The organism is Pseudomonas syringae (assembly GCF_021605415.1).
Classification (GTDB): Bacteria; Pseudomonadota; Gammaproteobacteria; order Pseudomonadales; family Pseudomonadaceae; genus Aquipseudomonas; species Aquipseudomonas syringae_S.
Window position 1 is genome coordinate 88,766 of record NZ_WKEQ01000015.1, and the last position, 21,758, is coordinate 110,523.

Genomic DNA, 21,758 nt, shown 5'->3' on the forward strand with positions numbered 1-21,758 from the left:
ACTTGAACGCCGCTCAATCGAGCGGCGTTTTAGTATCTGGAAATCGATCGTTGGTCAGCAATAGCCACGATTAACGTCATGGGCGGTGCCAGGTCGCGCCGCCCTCAAGCTAAGGTTGAAGATGATGCGGAGCAAGGTGACAGGTGCGCAGCGTTGGGTCGTGAAGATCGGCAGCGCTTTGCTGACAGCGGATGGCAAGGGGCTTGATCGTGCGGCAATGAGTGTCTGGGTCGAGCAGATGGTGGCCTTGCATGAGGCTGGCGTCGAGTTGGTGCTGGTGTCCTCCGGGGCGGTGGCGGCCGGCATGAGCCGTCTGGGCTGGAGCGCACGACCCAGTGCGATGCACGAACTCCAGGCAGCTGCGGCTATCGGCCAGATGGGCTTGGTGCAGGCCTGGGAGTCGAGCTTTGCCGAGCATGGCCGGCACACCGCGCAGATTCTCCTGACCCACGATGACCTTTCCGACCGCAAGCGTTACTTGAATGCCCGCAGCACCCTGCGTGCACTGGTCGAGCTGAAAGTCATCCCGGTCATCAACGAAAACGACACCGTGGTTACCGACGAAATCCGTTTCGGCGACAACGACACGCTGGCGGCGCTGGTGGCCAACCTGGTCGAGGCGGATCTGCTGGTGATTCTCACGGATCGCGACGGCATGTTCGACGCCGATCCGCGCAACAATCCCGATGCGCAGCTGATTTACGAAGCGCGTGCCGATGATCCGGCGCTGGATGCGGTGGCGGGCGGCACCGGTGGCGCGCTGGGTCGTGGCGGCATGCAGACCAAGCTGCGTGCTGCGCGTCTGGCGGCGCGTTCCGGTGCGCACACGATTATCGTCGGCGGGCGTCTTGAGCGCGTGTTGGATCGCCTGAAGGCGGGCGAGCGTATCGGCACCTTGCTGTCACCCGAGCGCGGTATGTTGGCGGCGCGCAAGCAGTGGCTGGCCGGTCATCTGCAGACCCGTGGCACGCTGGTGCTGGATGAGGGCGCGGTATCGGCCCTGTCCAAAGGCAACAAGAGCTTGCTGCCGGTGGGTGTGAAGCTTGTGCAGGGCAGTTTCCGTCGCGGGGAAATGGTGGTTTGCGTGGCGCCGGACGGGCGTGAGATTGCCCGTGGCCTGGCAAATTACAGTGCTCTGGAAGCGCAAAAAATCATCGGTCAGTCGTCGGATGCGATTGTCGGTTTGCTGGGTTACATGGCGGAGCCTGAGCTGGTTCACCGTGACAACTTGATTCTGGTCTAAGGAAAAACTCGATGCGCATAGCAAAAGGATTGTTGGGCTTGCTCATGGCGATGCCATTGCTGGCCTCGGCCGAGGAAATCGGTCAGGTATCGACAGTGTTCAAATTCGTCGGCCCGAACGACCGTATTGTCGTTGAGGCGTTTGACGATCCGAAAGTCGAAGGCGTGACGTGCTATCTGTCGCGCGCCAAGACGGGCGGCGTGAAGGGTGGCTTGGGGTTGGCTGAAGATCGTGCCGAAGCTTCCATCGCCTGCCGTCAGGTCGGCCCGATCAAGTTCAAAGCCGAGCTGAAGGATGGTGATGAGGTGTTCAAGGAGCGCACGTCACTGGTGTTCAAGACCATGCAGGTAGTGCGTTTCCTCGACAAGAAGCGCAATACGTTGGTGTACCTGGTCTACAGCGATCGCTTGATCGAAGGCAGTCCGCAGAATGCAGTGACGGCAATCCCGATTCTGCCGTGGGCGCCCGTCCAGCAGTAAAAAACGCAAAATCAATCCTGTAGGGGTGAGTCTGCTCGCGATAGCGGTGTATCGGTCAATATTAATGTCGACTGACATACCGGCATCGCGAGCAGGCTCACTCCTACGTTTTTTTTGTGTTTGGCTCACCAAATCACAGGCAATAAAAAACCGACCCTAAGGTCGGTTTTTTAATGACTACGTCGGATTAAGCAGCTTCTTTCAGTGCTTTGACGTGGCCATTCAGACGGCTCTTATGACGAGCAGCCTTGTTCTTGTGGATGATGCCTTTATCGGCCATGCGGTCGATAACTGGCACAGCCAGAACGTATGCAGCTTGAGCTTTTTCAGCGTCTTTTGCGTCGATGGCCTTAACTACATTCTTGATGTAGGTACGAACCATGGAACGCAGGCTGGCGTTGTGGCTGCGACGCTTCTCAGCCTGTTTTGCACGTTTTTTGGCGGAAGGTGAGTTGGCCACCGTCGAGCTCCTCGAAAGACTTTTTAGGAAATAGCAAACAAAATAGGCCGCGAATCATGCCGATGAGTTGAAGTCTTGTCAAGGGCGCTTGAAACGTTCCGCTAAGTGGTAGGTGTGGTGCGACGGGATATTTCTTTCCGGCGTGTGACCTGTAAACTCGCGAGCTTTGGCTCTGTGCTGTTGCGGCGCGGAGTATCGCACAAGTAGGCGCATTGTTCGCCTGCTGTTTATCGACAGGCACACATTCCCTCAATGAATCTGCTCAAATCGTTGGCCGCCGTCAGCTCTATCACCATGGTTTCCCGGGTTCTGGGTTTTGTTCGGGATACGTTGATTGCGCGGACATTCGGCGCTGGAATGGCGACTGACGCCTTCTTCATCGCCTTCAAGTTGCCCAATCTGCTACGCAGGATCTTCGCCGAAGGTGCCTTTTCCCAAGCCTTCGTGCCGATCCTGGCCGAATATAAGAGTCAGCAGGGTGAAGAGGCGACGCGCACCTTTGTTGCCTATGTCACCGGGTTGTTGACCTTGGTGCTGGCACTGGTGACCGCGCTGGGCATAATTGCCGCGCCGTGGGTGATCTGGGCCACGGCCCCCGGTTTTGTCGATACGCCGGAGAAGTTTCAGCTGACCACCGACCTGTTGCGCGTGACCTTCCCTTATATATTGCTGATCTCCCTGTCGTCGCTGGCCGGCGCGATTCTCAATACCTGGAACCGGTTTTCCGTACCCGCCTTCGTGCCGACGCTGCTCAACGTCAGCATGATCGTGTTCGCGCTGTTCCTGACGCCTTACTTCGATCCACCGGTCATGGCCCTCGGCTGGGCGGTACTGGTCGGTGGTCTGGCACAGTTGCTCTATCAACTGCCGCACCTGAAAAAGATCGGCATGCTCGTGCTGCCGCGCCTGAACCTGCGCGATACCGGCGTCTGGCGGGTGATGAAGCAGATGCTGCCGGCGATCATCGGTGTGTCGGTGAGCCAGATTTCCCTGATCATCAACACGATTTTCGCCTCGTTCCTGGTGGCCGGCTCGGTGTCGTGGATGTATTACGCCGACCGTTTGATGGAGTTGCCGTCAGGTGTGCTGGGTGTGGCGCTCGGGACAATTCTGCTGCCGACCCTGGCCAAGACCTACGCCAGCAAGGATCGTCATGAATACTCGCGCATCCTCGATTGGGGCCTGCGTTTGTGCTTCGTGCTGGTGCTGCCCTGCGCGCTGGCGCTGGGGATTCTCGCCGAGCCGTTGACCGTTTCGCTGTTCCAGTACGGCCAGTTCAGCGGCTTCGATGCCGAAATGACCCAGCGTGCGCTGATTGCGTACTCTGTCGGTCTGCTCGGGATTATCGTGATCAAAGTGCTGGCACCGGGGTTTTATGCGCAACAAAACATCCGCACACCCGTAAAAATCGCGATCTTCACGCTGGTGGTGACTCAATTGTTCAATCTGGTATTGATCGGCCCGCTGGCCCATGCCGGTCTGGCGCTGGCAATCAGTGCCGGCGCCTGCCTGAACGCCGGGTTGCTGTTCTATCAGCTGCGCAAGCAACAGATGTATCAGCCGCAGCCGGGTTGGGCAAAGTTTGGTTTCAAACTGGTGGTCGCGGTGGCGGTGATGTCGGCGGTATTGCTGGTCGGCATGCATTTCATGCCGGCGTGGGATGAGGGCCACATGCTTGAGCGGTTCCTGCGTCTGGGCGCGCTGATCGCGGCGGGCGTGGTGGCTTATTTCGGCATGTTGCTGTTGATGGGCTTCCGTCTGCGTGACTTCAATCGCAAGGCGCTGAGCTGAGGTTTTGACCTCGATAAGCCTGGGCGAGCCGGCAGTTTTGTCGGCTCGATCACTTTGGGTGACGGTGTTGCCTGTCGTCGGCCGCCGGGTGTGGTTATAATCGGCCACTTTATGAGCAAGAAGCGCGTTATGCAGCTGGTTCGAGGCCTCCACAACTTGCGCCCCCAGCATCGGGGCTGCGTCGCCACTATTGGCAACTTTGACGGTGTTCACCGTGGTCACCAGGCTATCCTGGCCCGACTGCGTGAGCGTGCGCTCGAGTTGGGCGTACCCAGCTGCGTGGTGATTTTCGAGCCGCAGCCCCGGGAGTTTTTCGCCCCCGACACTGCACCGGCACGGCTGGCGCGCTTGCGCGACAAGCTGCAACTGCTGGCTGCCGAAGGCGTTGACCGGGTGCTGTGCCTGGCATTCAACCAGCGCCTGAGCAAACTCAGCGCCAGCGAGTTTGTCGACACGATTCTGGTGGATGGCCTCGGCGTGCAGCATCTTGAGGTCGGCGACGACTTCCGTTTCGGTTGCGACCGCCTCGGTGATTTCGATTTCCTGATGCAAGCCGGTCAGGTTCACGGTTTTACCGTCGAAGCCGCTCAAACCGTCGAGCTGGACGGCATTCGCGTCAGCAGCACTCAGGTTCGCAATGCGCTGGCCGCCGCTGATTTTGCCTTGGCCGAACGCTTGCTCGGTCGTCCGTACCGGATCGCCGGTCGCGTGTTGCACGGTCAGAAACTGGCGCGGCAATTGGGTACGCCCACGGCCAATATTCAGCTCAAGCGTCGTCGTGTGCCGTTTACCGGGGTTTACCTGGTGGATGTCGACATCGACGGCAAGACCTGGCCCGGCGTCGCCAATATCGGCGTGCGGCCCACGGTGCAAGGTGATGGCAAGGCCCACCTTGAAGTACATCTTTTAGATTTTGCCGGCGATCTGTATGACCGGCGTCTGACGGTGGTTTTCCACCAAAAGCTGCGTGAAGAGCAGCGCTTCGCCTCCCTGGAGGCATTGAAAACGGCGATTAACGCGGATGTCGCCGCCGCCCGTGCACTAGCCGCACCTAGCGCCCATCGCTAATGAAGAGCCTTAAATGACCGACTATAAAGCCACGCTAAACCTTCCGGACACCGCCTTCCCAATGAAGGCCGGCCTGCCACAGCGCGAACCGCAGATCCTGCAGCGCTGGGACAGTATTGGCCTGTACGGAAAGTTGCGCGAGATTGGCAAGGATCGTCCGAAGTTCGTCCTGCACGACGGCCCTCCGTACGCCAACGGCACGATCCACATCGGTCATGCACTGAACAAGATTCTCAAGGACATGATCATCCGTTCGAAGACCCTGTCGGGCTTCGACGCGCCGTACGTTCCGGGTTGGGACTGCCACGGCCTGCCGATCGAGCACAAGGTTGAAGTGACCCACGGCAAGAACCTGGGCGCCGACAAGACCCGCGAACTGTGCCGTGCCTACGCCACCGAGCAGATCGAAGGGCAGAAGTCCGAATTCATCCGTCTCGGCGTGCTCGGCGACTTCGCCAACCCGTACAAGACCATGGATTTCAAGAACGAGGCCGGTGAAATCCGCGCCCTCGCCGAAATCGTCAAGGGCGGTTTCGTGTTCAAGGGCCTCAAGCCTGTGAACTGGTGCTTCGACTGCGGTTCGGCTTTGGCTGAAGCGGAAGTCGAGTATGAGAACAAGAAGTCCTCGACCATTGACGTCGCCTTCCCGATTGCTGACGAGGCCAAACTGGCTGCCGCGTTCGGTCTGCCGTCGTTGAGCAAACCTGCCTCAATCGTGATCTGGACCACCACCCCGTGGACGATCCCGGCCAACCAGGCACTGAACGTTCACCCGGAATTCAACTATGCCCTCGTCGATGTTGGCGACAAGCTGCTGGTGCTGGCCGAAGAACTGGTCGAGGCGTGCCTGGAGCGCTACTCGCTGCAAGGTTCGGTCATCGCGACCACAACGGGTAAAGCGCTGGAGCTGATCAACTTCCGTCACCCGTTCTACGACCGTCTGTCGCCGGTATACCTGGCTGACTACGTCGAGCTGGGCGCCGGCACCGGTGTGGTTCACTCCGCTCCGGCCTATGGCGTGGACGACTTTGTGACCTGCAAGAAATACGGCATGGTCAACGACGACATCCTCAATCCAGTACAGAGCAACGGTGTTTACGTGCCGACCCTGGAGTTCTTCGGCGGCCAGTTCATCTGGAAGGCCAACCCGGCCATCGTCGACAAACTGACCGAAGTCGGCGCGCTGCTGCACACCACCGTCATCGAACACAGCTACATGCACTGCTGGCGTCACAAGACTCCGCTGATCTACCGCGCCACCGCGCAGTGGTTCATTGGCATGGACAAAGAGCCCGTCAGCGGCGATACCCTGCGCGTACGCTCGCTCAAAGCCATCGAAGACACCAAGTTCGTCCCGGCCTGGGGCCAGGCGCGCCTGCACTCGATGATCGCCAACCGTCCGGACTGGTGCATCTCCCGTCAGCGCAACTGGGGCGTGCCGATCCCGTTCTTCCTCAACAAGGAAAGCGGCGAACTGCACCCGCGCACCGTCGAACTGATGGAAGAAGTCGCCAAGCGCGTTGAGGTCGAAGGCATCGAAGCCTGGTTCAAGATGGACGCCGCCGAACTGCTTGGTGACGAGGCGCCGCTGTACGACAAGATCAGCGACACCCTCGACGTCTGGTTCGATTCGGGCACCACGCACTGGCACGTCCTGCGCGGTTCGCACCCGATGGGCCACGAGACCGGCCCGCGCGCCGACCTGTACCTGGAAGGCTCCGACCAACACCGTGGCTGGTTCCACTCGTCATTGCTGACCGGTTGCGCCATCGACAATCACGCGCCGTACCGCGAACTGCTGACCCACGGTTTCACCGTCGATGAGTCCGGCCGCAAGATGTCCAAGTCTCTGGGCAACGTGATCGCGCCGCAGAAAGTCAACGACACCCTGGGCGCCGACATCATGCGTCTGTGGGTCGCTTCGACTGACTACTCCGGCGAAATGGCCGTGTCCGACCAGATCCTGCAACGCAGTGCGGACGCTTATCGGCGTATCCGTAACACCGCGCGTTTCCTGCTTTCCAACCTGACCGGGTTCAACCCGGCCACCGACCTGCTGCCAGCCGAAGAAATGCTCGCACTGGATCGTTGGGCCGTGGATCGCACCTTGCTGCTGCAACGCGAGCTGCAAGAGAACTACAGCGAATACCGTTTCTGGAACGTCTACTCGAAGATCCACAATTTCTGCGTGCAGGAATTGGGCGGCTTCTACCTCGACATCATCAAGGATCGCCAGTACACCACCGGCGCCGACAGCAAGGCGCGCCGCTCGTGCCAGACCGCGCTGTTCCACATCTCTGAAGCGCTGGTGCGCTGGATCGCGCCGATCCTCGCCTTCACTGCCGACGAGCTGTGGCAGTACCTGCCGGGCGAGCGCAACGAATCGGTGATGCTCAACACCTGGTACGAAGGCCTGACCGAGCTGCCGGAAGGCTTCGAGCTGGGTCGCGCTTACTGGGATCGCATCATGGAAGTGAAAGTCGCGGTCAACAAGGAAATGGAAATCCAGCGTGCAGCCAAGGCTGTCGGTGGCAACCTGCAAGCCGAAGTGACGCTGTATGCCGAAGACGCGCTGAGCGCCGATCTGGCCAAGCTGAGCAACGAACTGCGCTTCGTGCTGATCACGTCCACCGCCAGCGTCGCACCGTTCGTGCAGGCGCCGGCCGATGCCGTGGTCACCGAAGTCAGCGGCCTGAAGCTGAAGATCGTCAAATCCGCCTTCACCAAGTGCGCCCGTTGCTGGCACTGCCGTGAAGACGTTGGCGTGAACCCGGAGCATCCGGAAATCTGCGGCCGTTGCGTGGACAACATCAGCGGCGCCGGCGAGGTTCGTCACTATGCCTAACGCCATCGGCCGTTTCGGACGGTTGAGCTGGCTCTGGTTGAGTTTGCTGGTGCTGGTCATTGACCAGGCCAGCAAGTTCTACTTTGAAGACAGGCTCGAAATGTACCAGCAGATCGTGATCATTCCGGATTACTTCAGCTGGACGCTGGCCTACAACACCGGCGCGGCATTCAGCTTTCTCGCCGACAGCTCCGGCTGGCAGCGCTGGCTGTTTGCCCTGATCGCGATCGTGGTCAGTGCGGTGCTGGTGGTCTGGCTCAAGCGCCTGGGGCGCAACGAAACCTGGCTGGCCGTCGCTTTGGCGCTGGTGCTGGGTGGTGCGCTGGGCAATCTGTATGACCGCATTGCCCTGGGCCATGTGATCGATTTCATTCTGGTGCACTGGCAAAACCGCTGGTATTTCCCGGCGTTCAACTTTGCCGACAGCGCCATCAGCGTTGGCGCAGTGATGCTGGCACTGGACATGTTCAAAACCAAGAAAACCGGAGAAGCTGTTCATGACTGAAGCAGAACAACGCATCGGCCAGAACACGGAAGTCACGCTGCACTTTGCACTGCGCCTGGAGAATGGCGACACCGTCGACAGCACGTTCGACAAGGCGCCCGCCACGTTCAAGGTTGGCGATGGCAACCTGCTGCCGGGTTTCGAAGCAGCGCTGTTCGGCTTCAAGGCCGGCGACAAGCGTACGCTGACCGTCGAGCCGGAAAACGCCTTCGGCCAGCCGAACCCGCAAAACCTGCAAGTGATCCCGCGCAGCCAGTTCACCGATATGGAACTGTCGCCCGGTTTGCTGGTGATCTTCAACGATGCGGCCAATACTGAGTTGCCAGGCGTGGTGAAAGAGTTCGATGACACGCAAGTGACGATCGACTTCAACCACCCGCTGGCAGGCAAGACGTTGACCTTTGACGTAGAAATCATCTCCGTCAGAGCGCTGTAAAAATGTGGGAGCGAGCCTGCTCGCGAAAAGGGTGTGTCAGACAACACCTTTGTTGAATGTCAGTCAGCATTCGCGACCAGGCTCGCTCCCACGAGGGTTTCCATCGTTTTCGCTATTTCTTGCGCGCAAGACACGAGGCACAGCATGCAAATCAAACTCGCCAACCCCCGTGGCTTCTGCGCCGGTGTGGACCGGGCGATCGAAATCGTCAACCGCGCCCTGGAAGTCTTCGGGCCGCCGATCTACGTGCGTCATGAAGTGGTGCATAACAAGTTCGTGGTCGAAGACCTGCGCTCCCGTGGCGCGATTTTCGTCGAAGAACTGGATCAGGTGCCGGACGACGTCATCGTGATCTTCAGCGCCCATGGCGTTTCCCAGGCCGTGCGCACCGAAGCCGCCGGCCGTGGCCTTAAGGTGTTCGACGCGACCTGTCCGCTGGTGACCAAGGTGCACATCGAAGTCGCGCGCTACAGCCGCGACGGGCGTGAATGCATCCTGATCGGCCACGCCGGTCACCCGGAAGTCGAAGGCACCATGGGCCAATATGACGGCAGCAATGGCGGAGCTATTTACCTCGTTGAAGACGAGAAAGATGTCGCTGCCTTGCAGGTACACAACCCGGAAAAACTGGCCTTTGTCACCCAGACGACGTTGTCGATGGACGACACCAGTCGCGTCATCGATGCCCTGCGTACACGCTTCCCGGCCATCGGTGGCCCGCGCAAGGACGACATCTGCTACGCCACACAGAACCGTCAGGACGCGGTCAAGCAACTGGCCGACGAATGCGATGTGGTGTTGGTGGTTGGCAGCCCGAACAGCTCCAATTCCAATCGCCTGCGTGAACTGGCCGAACGCATGTCGACACCGGCCTATCTGATCGACGGCGCCGAGGACCTGCAAAAGAGCTGGTTCGATGGTGTCGAGCGCATCGGCATCACCGCAGGGGCTTCCGCGCCGGAAGTGCTGGTGCGCGGCGTCATTGAACAGTTGCAGGCCTGGGGCGCCACTGGCGCCGACGAGCTGGCCGGCCGTGAAGAGAACATCACGTTCTCGATGCCTAAAGAGCTGCGCGTACGTTCCCTGCTTTAAGGCTTTTTGCTTCCGGGCATAACGCCTGTGCAACCTGGTGGTTGCTCAGGCGAACCCGCCCGCTGGCGGCCAGCACCACCTGAAGCTGGCTGACCGCTTTGCCTGTTGCGCAAATATGCAACGTCCCCGCCTGAAACGCCCGACCGGGCATCAGTGGCTCGCCGAGGCTGCTGAAGCGTATGTACTTTTTGACTGACCAGTTGCCGACAATCGCAATACGCGAATCACTCGCACGTTCGACCAGCATTGGATTGTCGCTGTCGTCCGCGCCTTTGCCGCTGCTGTCGAGAATGATCCGCCAGCCCTTGCTCCAGTCGCCTTCGATACCGTGGATGACCACGCTCTGGCTGCGCGCGATGGCCAGGGCTCTGGCGTTGCGGATGCCGCTGATCAACGACTCGGCAGACTGATCTCGACGGTTCGATTCGGTAAGCGTGGCGAACGCCGGACTGATCAGCGACAGAACAATTGCGCCAATCGCCAGTCCCATAAGCAGTTCGATCAGGCTGAAACCCTGTTGCGGCATGGCAGCTCCCTCCGTGGAGTCTCGTGATCGGCGCAATCCGTGCGCCAATCGAGGCAAATCAACTGACGGGCGTCAGCTGAATGTTCTAGCGTGTATCAGGTATAGCCGACGGCAACGGAGGGCATCGATGGATCATCGTACAAAAGGTTTCACGCTGATCGAGCTGCTGGTGACGCTCGCCGTGTTCCTGGTACTGACCACGCTGGTGGTGCCGGCTTTTACCCGTTCGATTCAGGGCACCCGTGCCGATACCGAAGTCGGCGACCTGCAACGGGCGATCAATTACGCAAGGCTCGAGGCGATTGATCGCGGCGTGACTACGCGGCTTCGACCGACGGCCGGCGGCAGCGTCTGGACGGGCGAGTTGACGGTGTATGACAGTACTGGCAATCCGGCCAATGTATTGCGGGTTGTTCCAGCCATGAGCAGCGGAGCGACTCTGGCACTAACCTCTGGGGTGACCGCGCTGGATTTCAACAATCTCGGGGGGCTGGCGGCGCCGGCCACGGCGGTGGTCATTACTTACACGCTGGGAACGCAAAGCAGGACGCTGAACGTGTGTCTGAACGGACGAATTCAATTGGGTGGTAGTTGCGGATGACGGCAGGGAGCAGGCAGGCACAGAAGGGCATGACGCTGATCGAAGTGCTGGTCGCGTTACTGATTCTGACCATAGGGTTGTTGGGCGCGGCAGCGGTTCAACTCAATGCGCTGAAGTACACCGACAGTTCACGTATGGCCAGTCAGGCCAGTTTTATTGCCTACGACATGATGGATCGCATCCGCGCCAACTCGGGCGCCAATTACACCACCACACCGCCGACCTCCGGCAACCTTAATGTTGCCCGTGATCAGGATCTTTACGACTTCACCACCAATATCGTCAACTTCGGCGGCGCCACCGCGACCGGCAGCATCGCCCTCAACCAGCGCGTCTACACCATCACCATCACGTGGGATGACGCACGCGCCGCCAACGCCGCCAATTCCCGGCGAAGCTTCGTGCTGACCAGTCGTGTCGCTGTCGACCCGGTGGCAACGCCATGAAGCGTCATAACCAAGGCTTCGGCCTCATTGAGTTTCTCGTCGCATTGGCCCTCGGCTTGATCATCGTACTTGGTGTCGTGCAGACCTTCATCGCCGCAAAAAACACCTACGCCAGCCAGAACAGCGCCGCCGCGATGCAGGAAGACGCGCGATTCGTCTTGAGCAAGATGATCCAGGAGATTCGCATGGTGGGCATGTTCGGTTGCCTTGGCACGATCACCGACGCGAGCAGTGCAGGGGATTTCAATGCAGCGCAGCTTACGCCCGTCAGTTGGGACAACGCGAATCTCAAACTGACTCTGGTGACGGCCGATGTCGGCAACGGTGGCGGCACGCCGACCTGGACGGTGGTTTCCGATTGTCGCAACACGGCCACGGCGTACACCGGTTTGCGTACTCCAGCCAGTGGGCAAATCGGTTTTCCGATCCGGCGCCTCATTTATAGCTTCAGCAACAACCAGATTCTGATGGGTACCGGCAGTGGCACGCCCGCGCAGGTGGCGCTGGTCAACAACGTCAGTGCGTTCACTGTCCTGTTCGGCCTGGCTGCGACTGCAACCGACGTGGCGGCCTCCAGCTACAGCGCCAACCCGGTCGATCCGGCACGCATCCGCAGCATCCGTCTGAGCCTGACACTCACCGACCCCAACAACCGGGTGCGCAATCAAACCTTCAACGTGGTTGCCGCTTTGCGCAACCGTCTGCAATGAGAGCCTGGCCGATGGGGATTTCCCTGCACAAGCGTCAGGCGCAGGGCGGCATGGTATTGCTGGTCAGTCTGGTGTTTCTGTTGCTGTTGACCCTGATTGGCTTGTCCTCGATGCAGAGCGCCAACCTGCAGGAAAAGATGACCAGCAGCATCAGCCTGCGTAATCAGTCATTCCAGACCGCCGAAGCGGCGCTTCGAATGGGTGAAAGCGCTGTGCAACTCGACACCTATTCGCTGGCGGTGTGCACGACCACGACCCAGTGCGCGCCGCCGGCGGAATCGTCGGTGGTCCGCGCGGCGGGGCTCAACTCGACGTCCGGTGTGATGTGGGTGGCGGCCGGAGGCGGTTTTTATGGTGTGCAAAATATTGGCACCACGCTGACGGCGGTCAATGTGCCGAGCAATACCTCGGCGACGTTGTACCGGGTGACAGCGGTAGGCCTCGCCGGCAGTTCACGCAGCGTGGTGGAGAGTGTTTATGCGAAATATTGAGCACCGCAACGGATGGCGGTCGCTGCTGTTCGGCATGCTGGCGAGCCTGTATTTAAGTGCGCCAGCGTATGCTTTCACGCCCTCGGATTCGCCACTGTTGAGCGCGGCGGCGGTGCCACCGAACGTTATGCTGCTGATCGATGACTCGGGGAGCATGAATAGCATTATTTACGCGGCAGGGTTTGATCCGACGGTCGACCGTATACCCGCCCGGCAATGTAATGCATTCCTCGGGTTGTGCTCGGGTCTTAACGCGCCAGCGATTACCGGTGATTCGGTTTTTTTATCGAGCCTCCCGACCTCCGGATGCTCCGGCGGGGCGTACGCTTTTTATAACAACAGTATTGCGCCGCTTTGCCTGAAACTGCCGGATCCGGTTGGCAACGAGAACACCCGTTACTCGGGGGATTACATTGCCTACGTGGTCGGTCTGGCGATCAACAACGGCACCCGCGACTTCACCACGGGTGCGATTCCGAACGACTACCGAATCAACGTGGCACGTAACGTGTCCACGGCGCTGGTTGCCAATAACCGCTCGCTGCGCATCGGCCTGTCGACGTTCAACCCGGTCACCAGCAACAATTCCGGCAATGGCGGTTTCATCGCCCGGGCCATCAGCGACCTGGCACCCGTCACCGGCAGCGTGACCCAGGCCCAGGCTAACACCAACTACAACGCGCTGATCTCGTCGATCAACGGCTTGAGCGCCGTGGCCAACACGCCACTGGCCGAGACCTATTACGAGATCACCCGCTACATGCGCGGCCTGGCGCCTTACTACAACTCGACGCCGAGCACTTACACCAGTCCGATCCAGTACCGCTGCCAGAAAAACTACGGGGTGGTGATCACCGACGGCTTGCCGACCTTCGACCGCACGTTTCCCACCAACGATCCGCTGGGTGGCAGCCGCTTGCCCAACTGGGACGGCGTCAATAACGACGGCAATAACCTCAACGGGGACGGTGAGGGTGACACGTTGTACTTCGACGACATCGCCAAGTTCGCCTTCGACATCGACATGCGCTCCACCGGCACTGATGCGGCGGGCAAGAGCTGGAACGCCGTGGACTTTCCCAAGCAGAACATGAACACCTACACCGTCGGGTTTACCGCTTCCAACGACATGCTGTCGGATGCGGCCGCTTACGGGCAGGGCAAGTATTACCAGGCGACCGACAGCACCGGCCTCAACGCCGCGCTCTCCTCGGCGTTGAGCGACATCACATCAAAGGCCGGTTCCGGCGGCAGCGGCGTTACCAGTGGCACCACGCTCACCAGCACCAGCAACTTTTTCCAGACCAGCTACGACCCCAAGGACTGGCGCGGCACCATCAAAGCCTTCGGCTTCACGTCGGCCGGTGCGGTGAATTCGTCTGCGGCGGTATGGAACACCGACACGACCATCGTGCCCGGCGCCACGGCACCGACCTATCAATCGTGGAATACATTGAACAACGCGGCCGTCACGCTGGCCTTCGCTAGCCTTTCCCCGGCCCAGCAAACCACGCTGAGTCAGAATCTGCCCACCGGCATTACGGGCAATGACCTGGTGGAATGGAGTAAGGGCACCAACAAGACCGGCCTCAAGGTGCGCAGCGTCTTGCTCGGCGACATCATCAACTCACCGTTGGTGCTGGCCTCGCCGACAGAAAAAACCGCCTCTGATCTGTCCGGCGACACGACTTACAGCACCTACCTCACCACTAAGGCGTCGAACATGAACGCCAGCCTGGTGGTGAATGCCAACGATGGTTTCGTCAACGTTATCAATACGGCCAACGGCACCCGGCGTTATGCGTACATGCCGTCCAGTGTGCTGCCTTCGCTGCGGCTGATTGCCGATCCGGGCTATATCAATGGCGTCAGTCACAAGTTTTTGGTGGATGGTCAAGTCGGTGTGTTTGACGCGCAATTCGGCAAAGCCTGGAGAACCCTGGCCATTGGCGGAACCGGGGCCGGCGGCAAAACGTTTTACGCTCTGCAAATGTTCGATGCGTCAGCGGGTAACGTCATCAAGGCCTTGTGGGAAGTCAGTGCGCCGGCCACCGCCAGTACCGCGAACGCTTTCAATGATCTGGGTTACGCCTACGCCCGGCCGGAGGTGGCACGCTTGCCCGATGGTCGCTGGGCCGCTTTCATTGCCAACGGTTATGGCAGCAACTCCGGAGTAGCCGCGCTGTATGTGCTGGACGTGACCAACGGCGCGCTGATCAAGAAAATCGTCATCGACAGCACGGAGACCACCAATGGGCTCTCGTCGGTGAAATTGCGGGTTAACTCACAGAACGTGGTGCAAGCCGCCTATGGCGGTGACTTGAAAGGACGGTTGTGGAAATTCGACCTCAGTGCAACGTCGACGGACAGCTGGGGCCTAGCCTTTTCCGGCAAGCCGCTGTTCACCGCGCCGGGTGGCGCGACTCAGCCAATCACTGCGCAACCGCTGCTGGCGGACAACTCAGTGGGCGGCAAGCAGATATTTTTCGGCACGGGCAAGTTCAACGAAACCGCCGACAAGACCAACAAGGATCTGCAGGCCTTTTATTCGATATGGGATGCCGACGGCGGCTCAGGGCAGATTACCGTCAGCAGTTTGCAGGCGCAGGCGCTTACCGGCGTGTTCTCCGGCAGTACCGGGCAGTTCGTCACCACCACTCAGAATGACACGACGTATCCCGGCGAGAAGGGCTGGTATTTGCCGCTGATTTATAACAACGTGCTGACCGGCGAGCGGGTGATCAACCAGGCCAGCCTCGTGCTGGGGCGAATCGTGTTTACCACGGCCATCGTCGATACCACCGATCCCTGTTCCAGTTTTGGCACCGGCAAATTGATCGAACTCGATGCGTTCAACGGTAAGATGCTCAACTATGCGGTACTCGATACCAACAACGATGGCGTGGTCGATACCAGCGACACGATCTCCAGCGGCGTGGTTTTCACTGGCGGCATCCCGACACTGAACGCCATCGTCAATGGCGGCAAGGGCAAGCTGGTGACCGAAACCAACAGCAACATCACCACGCTTGTGGAAAAGGGCGGCGGCGGCAGTCGCCGTATCATGTGGCGGCAAATTCAGTAAGCGAGAGTCGAGGCATGCGCAGATCCAACCGGGGCTTCACCCTGATCGAAATCATGATCGTGATTGCGATCATCGGAATCATCATCACCATCGGCTACCCGAGCCTCACCGAATACATCAAGAAGGGCCGCCGCGCCGAAGTGGTGAGCGTGTTGTCCGAGCAGGCGCAGATTCTCGAGCGTTACTACACCCGGAACAATGTCTATACCAATGCCACCGGATTGAGCGCGGGGACGGATTTCTACACGATCACCCCGACGCTCACCGACCAGACTTTTCTGCTGACCGCGACCCGCAAGTCCGGTTCGGCAATGGCGACCGACAAATGCGGCGACTTCACCCTGACCAACACCGGCGTCAGAAGCATGAACAACGCAACCACCGGCCTGACCACCAAGAATTGCTGGGGCCGCTGAGCCATTCCTGTTCGGGCGCCTTTTGCGCCCACTGTCTTTTTTACGGTTGGACCAAACATGACCAGGCAACAGCAAGTGGTGATTGTCGGTGGCGGGGTGATTGGCCTGCTCACCGCCTATAATCTCGCCTCCGAAGTGAGCAGCGTCGTGCTGCTGGATCGTTCGAACGTTGGGCAGGAATCGTCCTGGGCGGGCGGCGGTATCGTTTCTCCGTTGTATCCGTGGCGCTACAGCCCGGCGGTGACGGCACTGGCGCACTGGTCGCAGGATTTTTATCCACAGCTCGGCGAGCGTCTGTTCGCCGCCACCGGTGTCGACCCCGAGGTGCACACCACCGGCCTGTATTGGCTGGATCTGGATGACGAAGCTGAAGCGCTGGCCTGGGCAGCACGGGAGAATCGTCCGCTGCGAGCTGTGGATATCTCGACGGCGCGCGATGCCGTGCCGGTGTTGGGCGGTGGATTTTCCCGGGCGATCTACATGGCCGACGTCGCCAATGTGCGCAATCCGCGTCTGGTGAAATCGCTGAAGTCCGCTTTGCTGGCGCTGCCGAATGTGACGATTCATGAGCACTGCGAAGTGAGCGGATTTGTACGTGAGGGCGAAAAAATTGTCGGCGTGCAAACCGCTGATGGCGTGATTGCCGGTGACCAGGTTGTGCTGACGGCCGGCGCCTGGAGCGGCGATTTGCTGAAGACACTGGATTTGACGTTGCCCGTAGAACCGGTGAAAGGGCAGATGATTTTGTATAAATGCGCGGCGGATTTCCTGCCGAGCATGGTGCTCGCCAAAGGGCGTTATGCGATACCGCGTCGCGACGGGCACATTTTGATCGGCAGCACGCTGGAACATGAAGGCTTCGACAAAACGCCGACGGATACGGCGCTGGAAAGCCTGAAGGCTTCGGCACTTGAATTGTTGCCGGCATTGGCAGATGCCGAGGTGGTGGGGCATTGGGCCGGATTGCGCCCGGGATCGCCGGAAGGCATTCCGTATATCGGGCGCGTGCCGGGGTTTGCTGGCTTGTGGCTCAATTGCGGGCATTACCGTAACGGGTTGGTGCTGGCGCCCGCGTCATGTCAATTGTTTGCCGATGTGATGTTGGGGCGTGCGCCGATCATTGATCCGGCACCGTATGCCCCCGAGGGCAGGATCTAACCTGTTTATGTAGTGCTTTCAGATCGCCATCGCTGGCAAGCCAGCTCCCACAGGACGTGTGTTCAACACAAAACCTGTGGGAGCTGGCTTGCCAGCGATGGGGCCCTCAATCCAGACCGAGCTTTTTCAGTCTGTAACGCATCGACCGAAACGACAAACTCAACCGCTGCGCCGCCGCCGTGCGATTCCAGCGTGTCTCTTCCAGTGCCTGAAGAATCAACTTGCGTTCAACGCTTTCCAGGTAGTCTTCCAGATTGTCGATCTGCGTCAGATCCGGCACGCCCGAATCCGCCGTGCAATTGCCTTCGCTCAACCGCAAATCTTCAGCTTCGATCAAACCGTTCTCGCACAGGGTGTGCGCCCGCTCCAGCACGTTCTCCAGCTCCCGGACATTGCCCGGAAAACGATAGTTTTTCAGGGTTTCGAGGGCTTGCGGATGCAGGCGGGCGGCGGTGTCGCCGCTGCCGTTGGCCAGTCGTTTGAGTATGTGCGCGGCCAGCACTTCGATGTCATCGCGACGCTCGCGCAGCGAAGGCACGCGCAGTTCGATCACGTTGAGCCGGTAATACAAGTCCTGGCGAAAGCGCTCGGCGGCGACTTCGCCTTCAAGATCCTTGTGCGTCGCGCAGAGGATGCGCACATCGACGACGGTTTCCTGCTGGCCTCCGACGCTGCGCACGGCTTTTTCCTGAATCGCTCGCAGCAATTTGACCTGCATGGACAGCGGCAAGTCTGCCACCTCATCGAGAAACAGCGTACCGCCCTGCGCCGCTTGAAATAGCCCAGGCTTGTCTTCCACCGCCCCGCTGAAACTGCCTTTGCGGTGGCCGAAAAACTCGCTTTCCATCAGCTCCGAAGGAATCGCCCCACAGTTCACCGGCACGAACGGCTGGCTGGCGCGCGGGCCCTGTTCGTGAATCAAGCGGGCAACGCGCTCCTTGCCGCTGCCGGATTCGCCGCTGATGTACACCGGCGCCTGGCTGCGGGCGAGTTTGTCGATTTGTTTGCGCAAGTTGCGCATCGGCACTGAGTCGCCGAGCAGACGGCGTTCAATCGAGGTCGCCACGCCACCGCTTGCCGGCATTCGCAAGGCCGTGCCGACCAGTTCACGCAAACGCGTGAGGTCGACCGGTTTGGTGAGGAAATCGAAAGCGCCGGCCTTGAGGGCGTTGATCGCCGTTTCAAGGCTGCCATAAGCGGTGATCATGGCGACCGGCAGTTGTGAGTAACGTTGCTGGATGTGCTGCACCAGTTCAAGCCCCGTGCCGTCTGGCAGGCGCATATCGGTCAGGCAAAGATCGAAGGTTTCGCGCTTGAGCAACGCGTGAGCTTCGCTGACATTGCGTGCGCTGAAGGTGTCGAGCTTCATCCGGCCCAGGGTAATTTCCAGGAGTTCGCGGATGTCCGGTTCGTCGTCGACGATGAGGATCTTTTGCCGTGAGCTTGTATTCAACTGTGTTTCCGTCCGTGAGCAAAAGTGATGCGAAAGCAGCCGCCGCCTTGGCGTGATTTAAAGTCTAGGCGCGCTTGGTTGCTTTCGCACAGCTCACGGGACAGATACAGCCCAAGGCCCGTGCCTTGGCTGCTGGTGGTGAAGAACGGTTCAAACAGGTGCGACTGCTGATCAAGGGGCACGCCGGGGCCGTTATCCAGCACTTCGAGTACGGCCAGCTGACTTTCGGCGTCGATAAACAGCGTTAGCCAGACTTCGGCCTGATCGTGCAGCAGGGCACTGTGACGCCAGCCGTTGCGCAGCAGATTATCGAGAATCTGCGTCAATTGGTTGGGATCCATCAACGTGCGGAAGTCGCCCGGCTCGGCTCGTACATGGATTGTTTGCCGGTCAGTGGCGTGTTCTCGGCTTTCCTCGACAAAACGTTCCAGCCACGGCAATAGATCCAGTCTTTGCGGTGCGCTGTGCGGGCGGCGGGACAGTTGCAGGACGTTTTCGATGATTCGGTTCATGCGCTGGGAGTGATCTTGAATGATCTGAGTCAGACGCCGATCCGCGCTATCGAGTTCCTCTGATTCCTGCAGCAACTGCGCGGCGTGACTGATAGCACCCAGTGGGTTGCGGATTTCATGGGCGATGCCGGCGGTCAGGCGTCCCAGTGCGGCAAGTTTAAGTTGCTGGGCTTGCTGGGCGATTTGCGCGAGATCTTCGAGGAACACCAGTGTCTGCTGGTTGGGACTTTGATCCAGGGCGATGAAGTTGGGTTGCAGCTCGATGCCGTTGCCGGGGATCTTAAGGCTCTGCGGGCGCAAGGTTGAGTTGCTCAACCACAGTTGCAAGCGTTCGACCAGTTCCGGTGAGTGGTCATCGATCCGCTGCCCTTCCAGTGTCTGTCGGCCAAACAGGGCGAGGGCGCTGTGGTTGGCGAGTTGAACGCGGCGTTGCTCGTCGAGCACCAGAATGCCGGTGCGCATGCGTTGCAGGATCAAGGCATTGAGGGCTTCGAGCCCGACGACTTCGCTGGCGCGCTGCTCAGCCAGATTTTCGCTGACCTCAAGGCGCCGCGTCAGGCCTTGCACCAACAATGACGCGGCGAAACACAGCGCGCCGAGCGTACCGGCCTGCAAGTAATCATTGGCGCTCAGCGCGTGATTCAGACCCAGCAGAAAAGTCAGGCCGACGATGCCGAGTGCACCGATGGCCGCGATCGATAGCCCGATGCTGCGTCGCAGGAGGGTATTGCTGATGGCCACGGAAACGATGAGCAAATGGCCAATCGCGCTGCCAACGCCACCGGCGGCATAAAACAGCCCGCACAGCAGCAACACGTCGACCAGCGCCAGACAAAACAGCTGCGCCGGTCGTCGGGTGTTCTCGAGGAACACCACCAGTAGAATGTTCAGCACCAGATACAACCAGCTGCCGCTGCGCAGCAAGTCATCGTTGGCCGACGTCAGCAGGCGGTTGTCCATGTCGCTGGAGATGAGCAGCACCAGGGTGATGCCGACGCTCAAACGGTAAAGGTGATAAAGGCGCAGCAGTCGCTGGGCTTGTTTGCTGTCGGCGTTGGCGGCCTCAGCGATCACTGGAACCTGGGCCTTGCTCAAGGTGAGCCTGGCTGCAATACCACTGTTTTTGAAGATTCAGTGCGCGGTCGCGCGGCAAATGCACCCCGCAATGAGCGCAACGCACCATCGGTGCGGCGTCCTGGTCGCGCGAGGGTTGGGAAGGGGCGGCAGGGGCCTTGAATTTGCGCCACAGCCAGAAGGCGGCGGCAATCAGGGCGATCCAGAACAGTAATCGAAGCATGATGGGCGGCTTTGTGACGAATGAATCGGCAGTTTAGCCAAGGCCTTGCGCAGCGCACAGCCTATTTGAACGGCGGCCATAAAAAAGGGAGATCCGCAGATCTCCCTTTTTCATAACCCGGTGTGTCAGTCGAACACGCCGAAGGTCATGTAGCTGAACCACGAGCGGTCAGTGTCGGTCGATTCCGGCTCAGGCTCTTCGATCACGTCGCCGTTCTCGTCTTTGGGCTTCAGCTCGTTCGGGATCGCGTCTTTCGCTTCCTGGAACTGCTTCTGCACGTCCTGGTTGGCGCGGGTCTCACCCGGCGGCAGCGGCGGACGGGATTCGATCAGGCCGAGGGTTGCCTTGCTCAGGAACGAACGGTTGTCGGCTTCATCGACCGACGGCACGAATTGGCCGTCTTGCAGGCTCGGGTGATTCGGGTAGTTAAGCTTCAGGGTTTCCAGGCTGGTGGCTGCCAGTTCGTCCAGGTGCAGACGCTGATAGGCCTCGGTCATCACCGCCAGTCCGTCGCCGACCGATGGGGTTTCCTGGAAGTTTTCGACGACGTAACGACCACGGTTGGCGGCGGCCACATAGGCTTGACGGGTCAAGTAGTAGTCGGCCACGTGGATTTCGTAAGCCGCCAGCAGGTTGCGCAGGTAGATCATGCGCTGCTTGGCGTCCGGCGCGTAGCGGCTGTTCGGGTAGCGGCTGGTCAGCTGCGCGAACTCGTTATACGAGTCGCGGGCGGCACCCGGGTCACGCTTGGTCATGTCCAGCGGCAGGAAGCGCGCCAGCAGGCCGACGTCCTGGTCGAACGAGGTCAGGCCCTTGAGGTAGTAGGCATAATCCACGTTCGGGTGCTGCGGATGCAGACGGATGAAACGCTCGGCGGCGGACTTTGCAGCTTCCGGCTCGGCGTTCTTGTAGTTGGCGTAGATCAGCTCCAGCTGCGCCTGGTCGGCGTAGCGCCCGAACGGATAACGCGATTCCAGAGCCTTCAGCTTGGCGGTGGCGCTGGTATAGCTGTTGTTGTCCAGATCGGTCTGAGCCTGCTGGTACAGCTCGGATTCGCTCAGGTTTTCGTCGACGACTTCCTTCGATGAGCAAGCAGCGGTCAATGCGAGGATGGCGATCAGCAGCAGGTGTTTCACTTGCATGG

The 21,758-nt window shown here is 59.8% G+C and carries 21 protein-coding genes; 15 read left to right on the top strand and 6 right to left on the bottom strand.

Annotated features, from left to right (window positions below; translation table 11 throughout):
• The first annotated feature begins 124 nt into the window (after positions 1–124).
• Both proB and GIW69_RS13200 read left to right on the top strand, forming a co-directional pair.
• Complete coding sequence (proB, locus tag GIW69_RS13195) at positions 125–1,243, top strand: glutamate 5-kinase (RefSeq protein WP_236483143.1); 1,119 nt, start codon at positions 125–127, stop codon at positions 1,241–1,243.
• A gap of 11 nt (positions 1,244–1,254) precedes the next feature.
• Positions 1,255–1,722: a CreA family protein gene (locus GIW69_RS13200; protein ID WP_236483119.1), complete on the top strand. Its 468-nt coding sequence runs from the start codon at positions 1,255–1,257 to the stop codon at positions 1,720–1,722.
• Positions 1,723–1,909: 187 nt separating this feature from the next.
• On the opposite strand, the gene rpsT is transcribed toward GIW69_RS13200, so the two are convergent.
• Entirely contained in the window at positions 1,910–2,182 is a 273-nt protein-coding gene (gene rpsT / locus GIW69_RS13205; RefSeq protein WP_003228351.1) for a 30S ribosomal protein S20, read from the bottom strand.
• Positions 2,183–2,434: 252 nt separating this feature from the next.
• Between rpsT and murJ the strand changes: the two genes are divergently transcribed.
• From murJ to ispH, 6 genes are all read left to right on the top strand, one after another.
• Positions 2,435–3,973, top strand: coding sequence for a murein biosynthesis integral membrane protein MurJ (murJ, locus tag GIW69_RS13210; protein WP_236483120.1), 1,539 nt, complete (start codon positions 2,435–2,437; stop codon positions 3,971–3,973).
• A gap of 129 nt (positions 3,974–4,102) precedes the next feature.
• Positions 4,103–5,041 carry a bifunctional riboflavin kinase/FAD synthetase gene (ribF, locus tag GIW69_RS13215; protein WP_236483121.1) on the top strand — a complete coding sequence of 313 codons (939 nt, stop codon included), beginning with the start codon at positions 4,103–4,105 and terminating at the stop codon, positions 5,039–5,041.
• A gap of 13 nt (positions 5,042–5,054) precedes the next feature.
• Positions 5,055–7,886 (top strand): isoleucine--tRNA ligase, encoded by a 2,832-nt coding sequence (ileS, locus tag GIW69_RS13220; RefSeq protein WP_236483122.1) that lies wholly within the window; start codon positions 5,055–5,057, stop codon positions 7,884–7,886.
• Positions 7,879–8,391: a signal peptidase II gene (gene lspA / locus GIW69_RS13225; protein ID WP_236483123.1), complete on the top strand. Its 513-nt coding sequence runs from the start codon at positions 7,879–7,881 to the stop codon at positions 8,389–8,391. Before ileS ends, lspA begins: the two co-directional genes overlap by 8 nt.
• A complete protein-coding gene (gene fkpB / locus GIW69_RS13230; protein WP_236483124.1) occupies positions 8,384–8,827 on the top strand; it encodes an FKBP-type peptidyl-prolyl cis-trans isomerase in 444 nt (147 codons plus the stop codon). Before lspA ends, fkpB begins: the two co-directional genes overlap by 8 nt.
• 144 nt (positions 8,828–8,971) lie before the next feature.
• Positions 8,972–9,919 (top strand): 4-hydroxy-3-methylbut-2-enyl diphosphate reductase, encoded by a 948-nt coding sequence (gene ispH, locus GIW69_RS13235; protein WP_236483125.1) that lies wholly within the window; start codon positions 8,972–8,974, stop codon positions 9,917–9,919.
• Here ispH and GIW69_RS13240 read toward each other — a convergent pair.
• Positions 9,888–10,445: a GspH/FimT family pseudopilin gene (locus tag GIW69_RS13240; protein ID WP_236483126.1), complete on the bottom strand. Its 558-nt coding sequence runs from the start codon at positions 10,443–10,445 to the stop codon at positions 9,888–9,890. The genes ispH and GIW69_RS13240 overlap by 32 nt on opposite strands.
• A gap of 127 nt (positions 10,446–10,572) precedes the next feature.
• Here GIW69_RS13240 and GIW69_RS13245 point away from each other — a divergent pair, with 127 nt between their 5' ends.
• Genes GIW69_RS13245 through thiO form a run of 7 tightly spaced genes read left to right on the top strand, consistent with a single transcriptional unit; the run spans position 10,573 to position 17,352 of the window.
• Positions 10,573–11,046 (top strand): GspH/FimT family pseudopilin, encoded by a 474-nt coding sequence (locus GIW69_RS13245; RefSeq protein ID WP_236483127.1) that lies wholly within the window; start codon positions 10,573–10,575, stop codon positions 11,044–11,046.
• Positions 11,043–11,492, top strand: coding sequence for a type IV pilus modification protein PilV (gene pilV, locus GIW69_RS13250; RefSeq protein WP_236483128.1), 450 nt, complete (start codon positions 11,043–11,045; stop codon positions 11,490–11,492). Before GIW69_RS13245 ends, pilV begins: the two co-directional genes overlap by 4 nt.
• On the top strand, positions 11,489–12,202 hold the full coding sequence (locus GIW69_RS13255; protein ID WP_236483129.1) for a prepilin-type N-terminal cleavage/methylation domain-containing protein: 714 nt from the start codon (positions 11,489–11,491) through the stop codon (positions 12,200–12,202). The genes pilV and GIW69_RS13255 overlap by 4 nt, the downstream gene beginning before the upstream one ends.
• A gap of 11 nt (positions 12,203–12,213) precedes the next feature.
• On the top strand, positions 12,214–12,693 hold the full coding sequence (locus tag GIW69_RS13260) for a PilX N-terminal domain-containing pilus assembly protein (RefSeq protein WP_236483130.1): 480 nt from the start codon (positions 12,214–12,216) through the stop codon (positions 12,691–12,693).
• Complete coding sequence (locus GIW69_RS13265) at positions 12,680–15,778, top strand: PilC/PilY family type IV pilus protein (protein ID WP_236483131.1); 3,099 nt, start codon at positions 12,680–12,682, stop codon at positions 15,776–15,778. The genes GIW69_RS13260 and GIW69_RS13265 overlap by 14 nt, the downstream gene beginning before the upstream one ends.
• Positions 15,779–15,792: 14 nt before the next feature.
• On the top strand, positions 15,793–16,194 hold the full coding sequence (locus GIW69_RS13270) for a type IV pilin protein (protein WP_236483132.1): 402 nt from the start codon (positions 15,793–15,795) through the stop codon (positions 16,192–16,194).
• A gap of 57 nt (positions 16,195–16,251) precedes the next feature.
• Positions 16,252–17,352, top strand: a complete 1,101-nt coding sequence (gene thiO / locus GIW69_RS13275) for a glycine oxidase ThiO (RefSeq protein WP_236483133.1) — start codon at positions 16,252–16,254, stop codon at positions 17,350–17,352.
• 106 nt (positions 17,353–17,458) lie between these two features.
• On the opposite strand, the gene GIW69_RS13280 is transcribed toward thiO, so the two are convergent.
• The 4 genes from GIW69_RS13280 to GIW69_RS13295 form a co-directional block, all read right to left on the bottom strand.
• Positions 17,459–18,805: a sigma-54-dependent transcriptional regulator gene (locus GIW69_RS13280; RefSeq protein WP_236483134.1), complete on the bottom strand. Its 1,347-nt coding sequence runs from the start codon at positions 18,803–18,805 to the stop codon at positions 17,459–17,461.
• Positions 18,802–20,391, bottom strand: a complete 1,590-nt coding sequence (locus GIW69_RS13285; RefSeq protein ID WP_236483144.1) for an ATP-binding protein — start codon at positions 20,389–20,391, stop codon at positions 18,802–18,804. Before GIW69_RS13285 ends, GIW69_RS13280 begins: the two co-directional genes overlap by 4 nt.
• Positions 20,381–20,614 (bottom strand): PP0621 family protein, encoded by a 234-nt coding sequence (locus GIW69_RS13290; RefSeq protein ID WP_236483135.1) that lies wholly within the window; start codon positions 20,612–20,614, stop codon positions 20,381–20,383. The genes GIW69_RS13285 and GIW69_RS13290 overlap by 11 nt, the downstream gene beginning before the upstream one ends.
• A gap of 125 nt (positions 20,615–20,739) precedes the next feature.
• Positions 20,740–21,756 (bottom strand): outer membrane protein assembly factor BamD, encoded by a 1,017-nt coding sequence (locus GIW69_RS13295; protein WP_236483136.1) that lies wholly within the window; start codon positions 21,754–21,756, stop codon positions 20,740–20,742.
• Positions 21,757–21,758 lie beyond the last annotated feature (2 nt).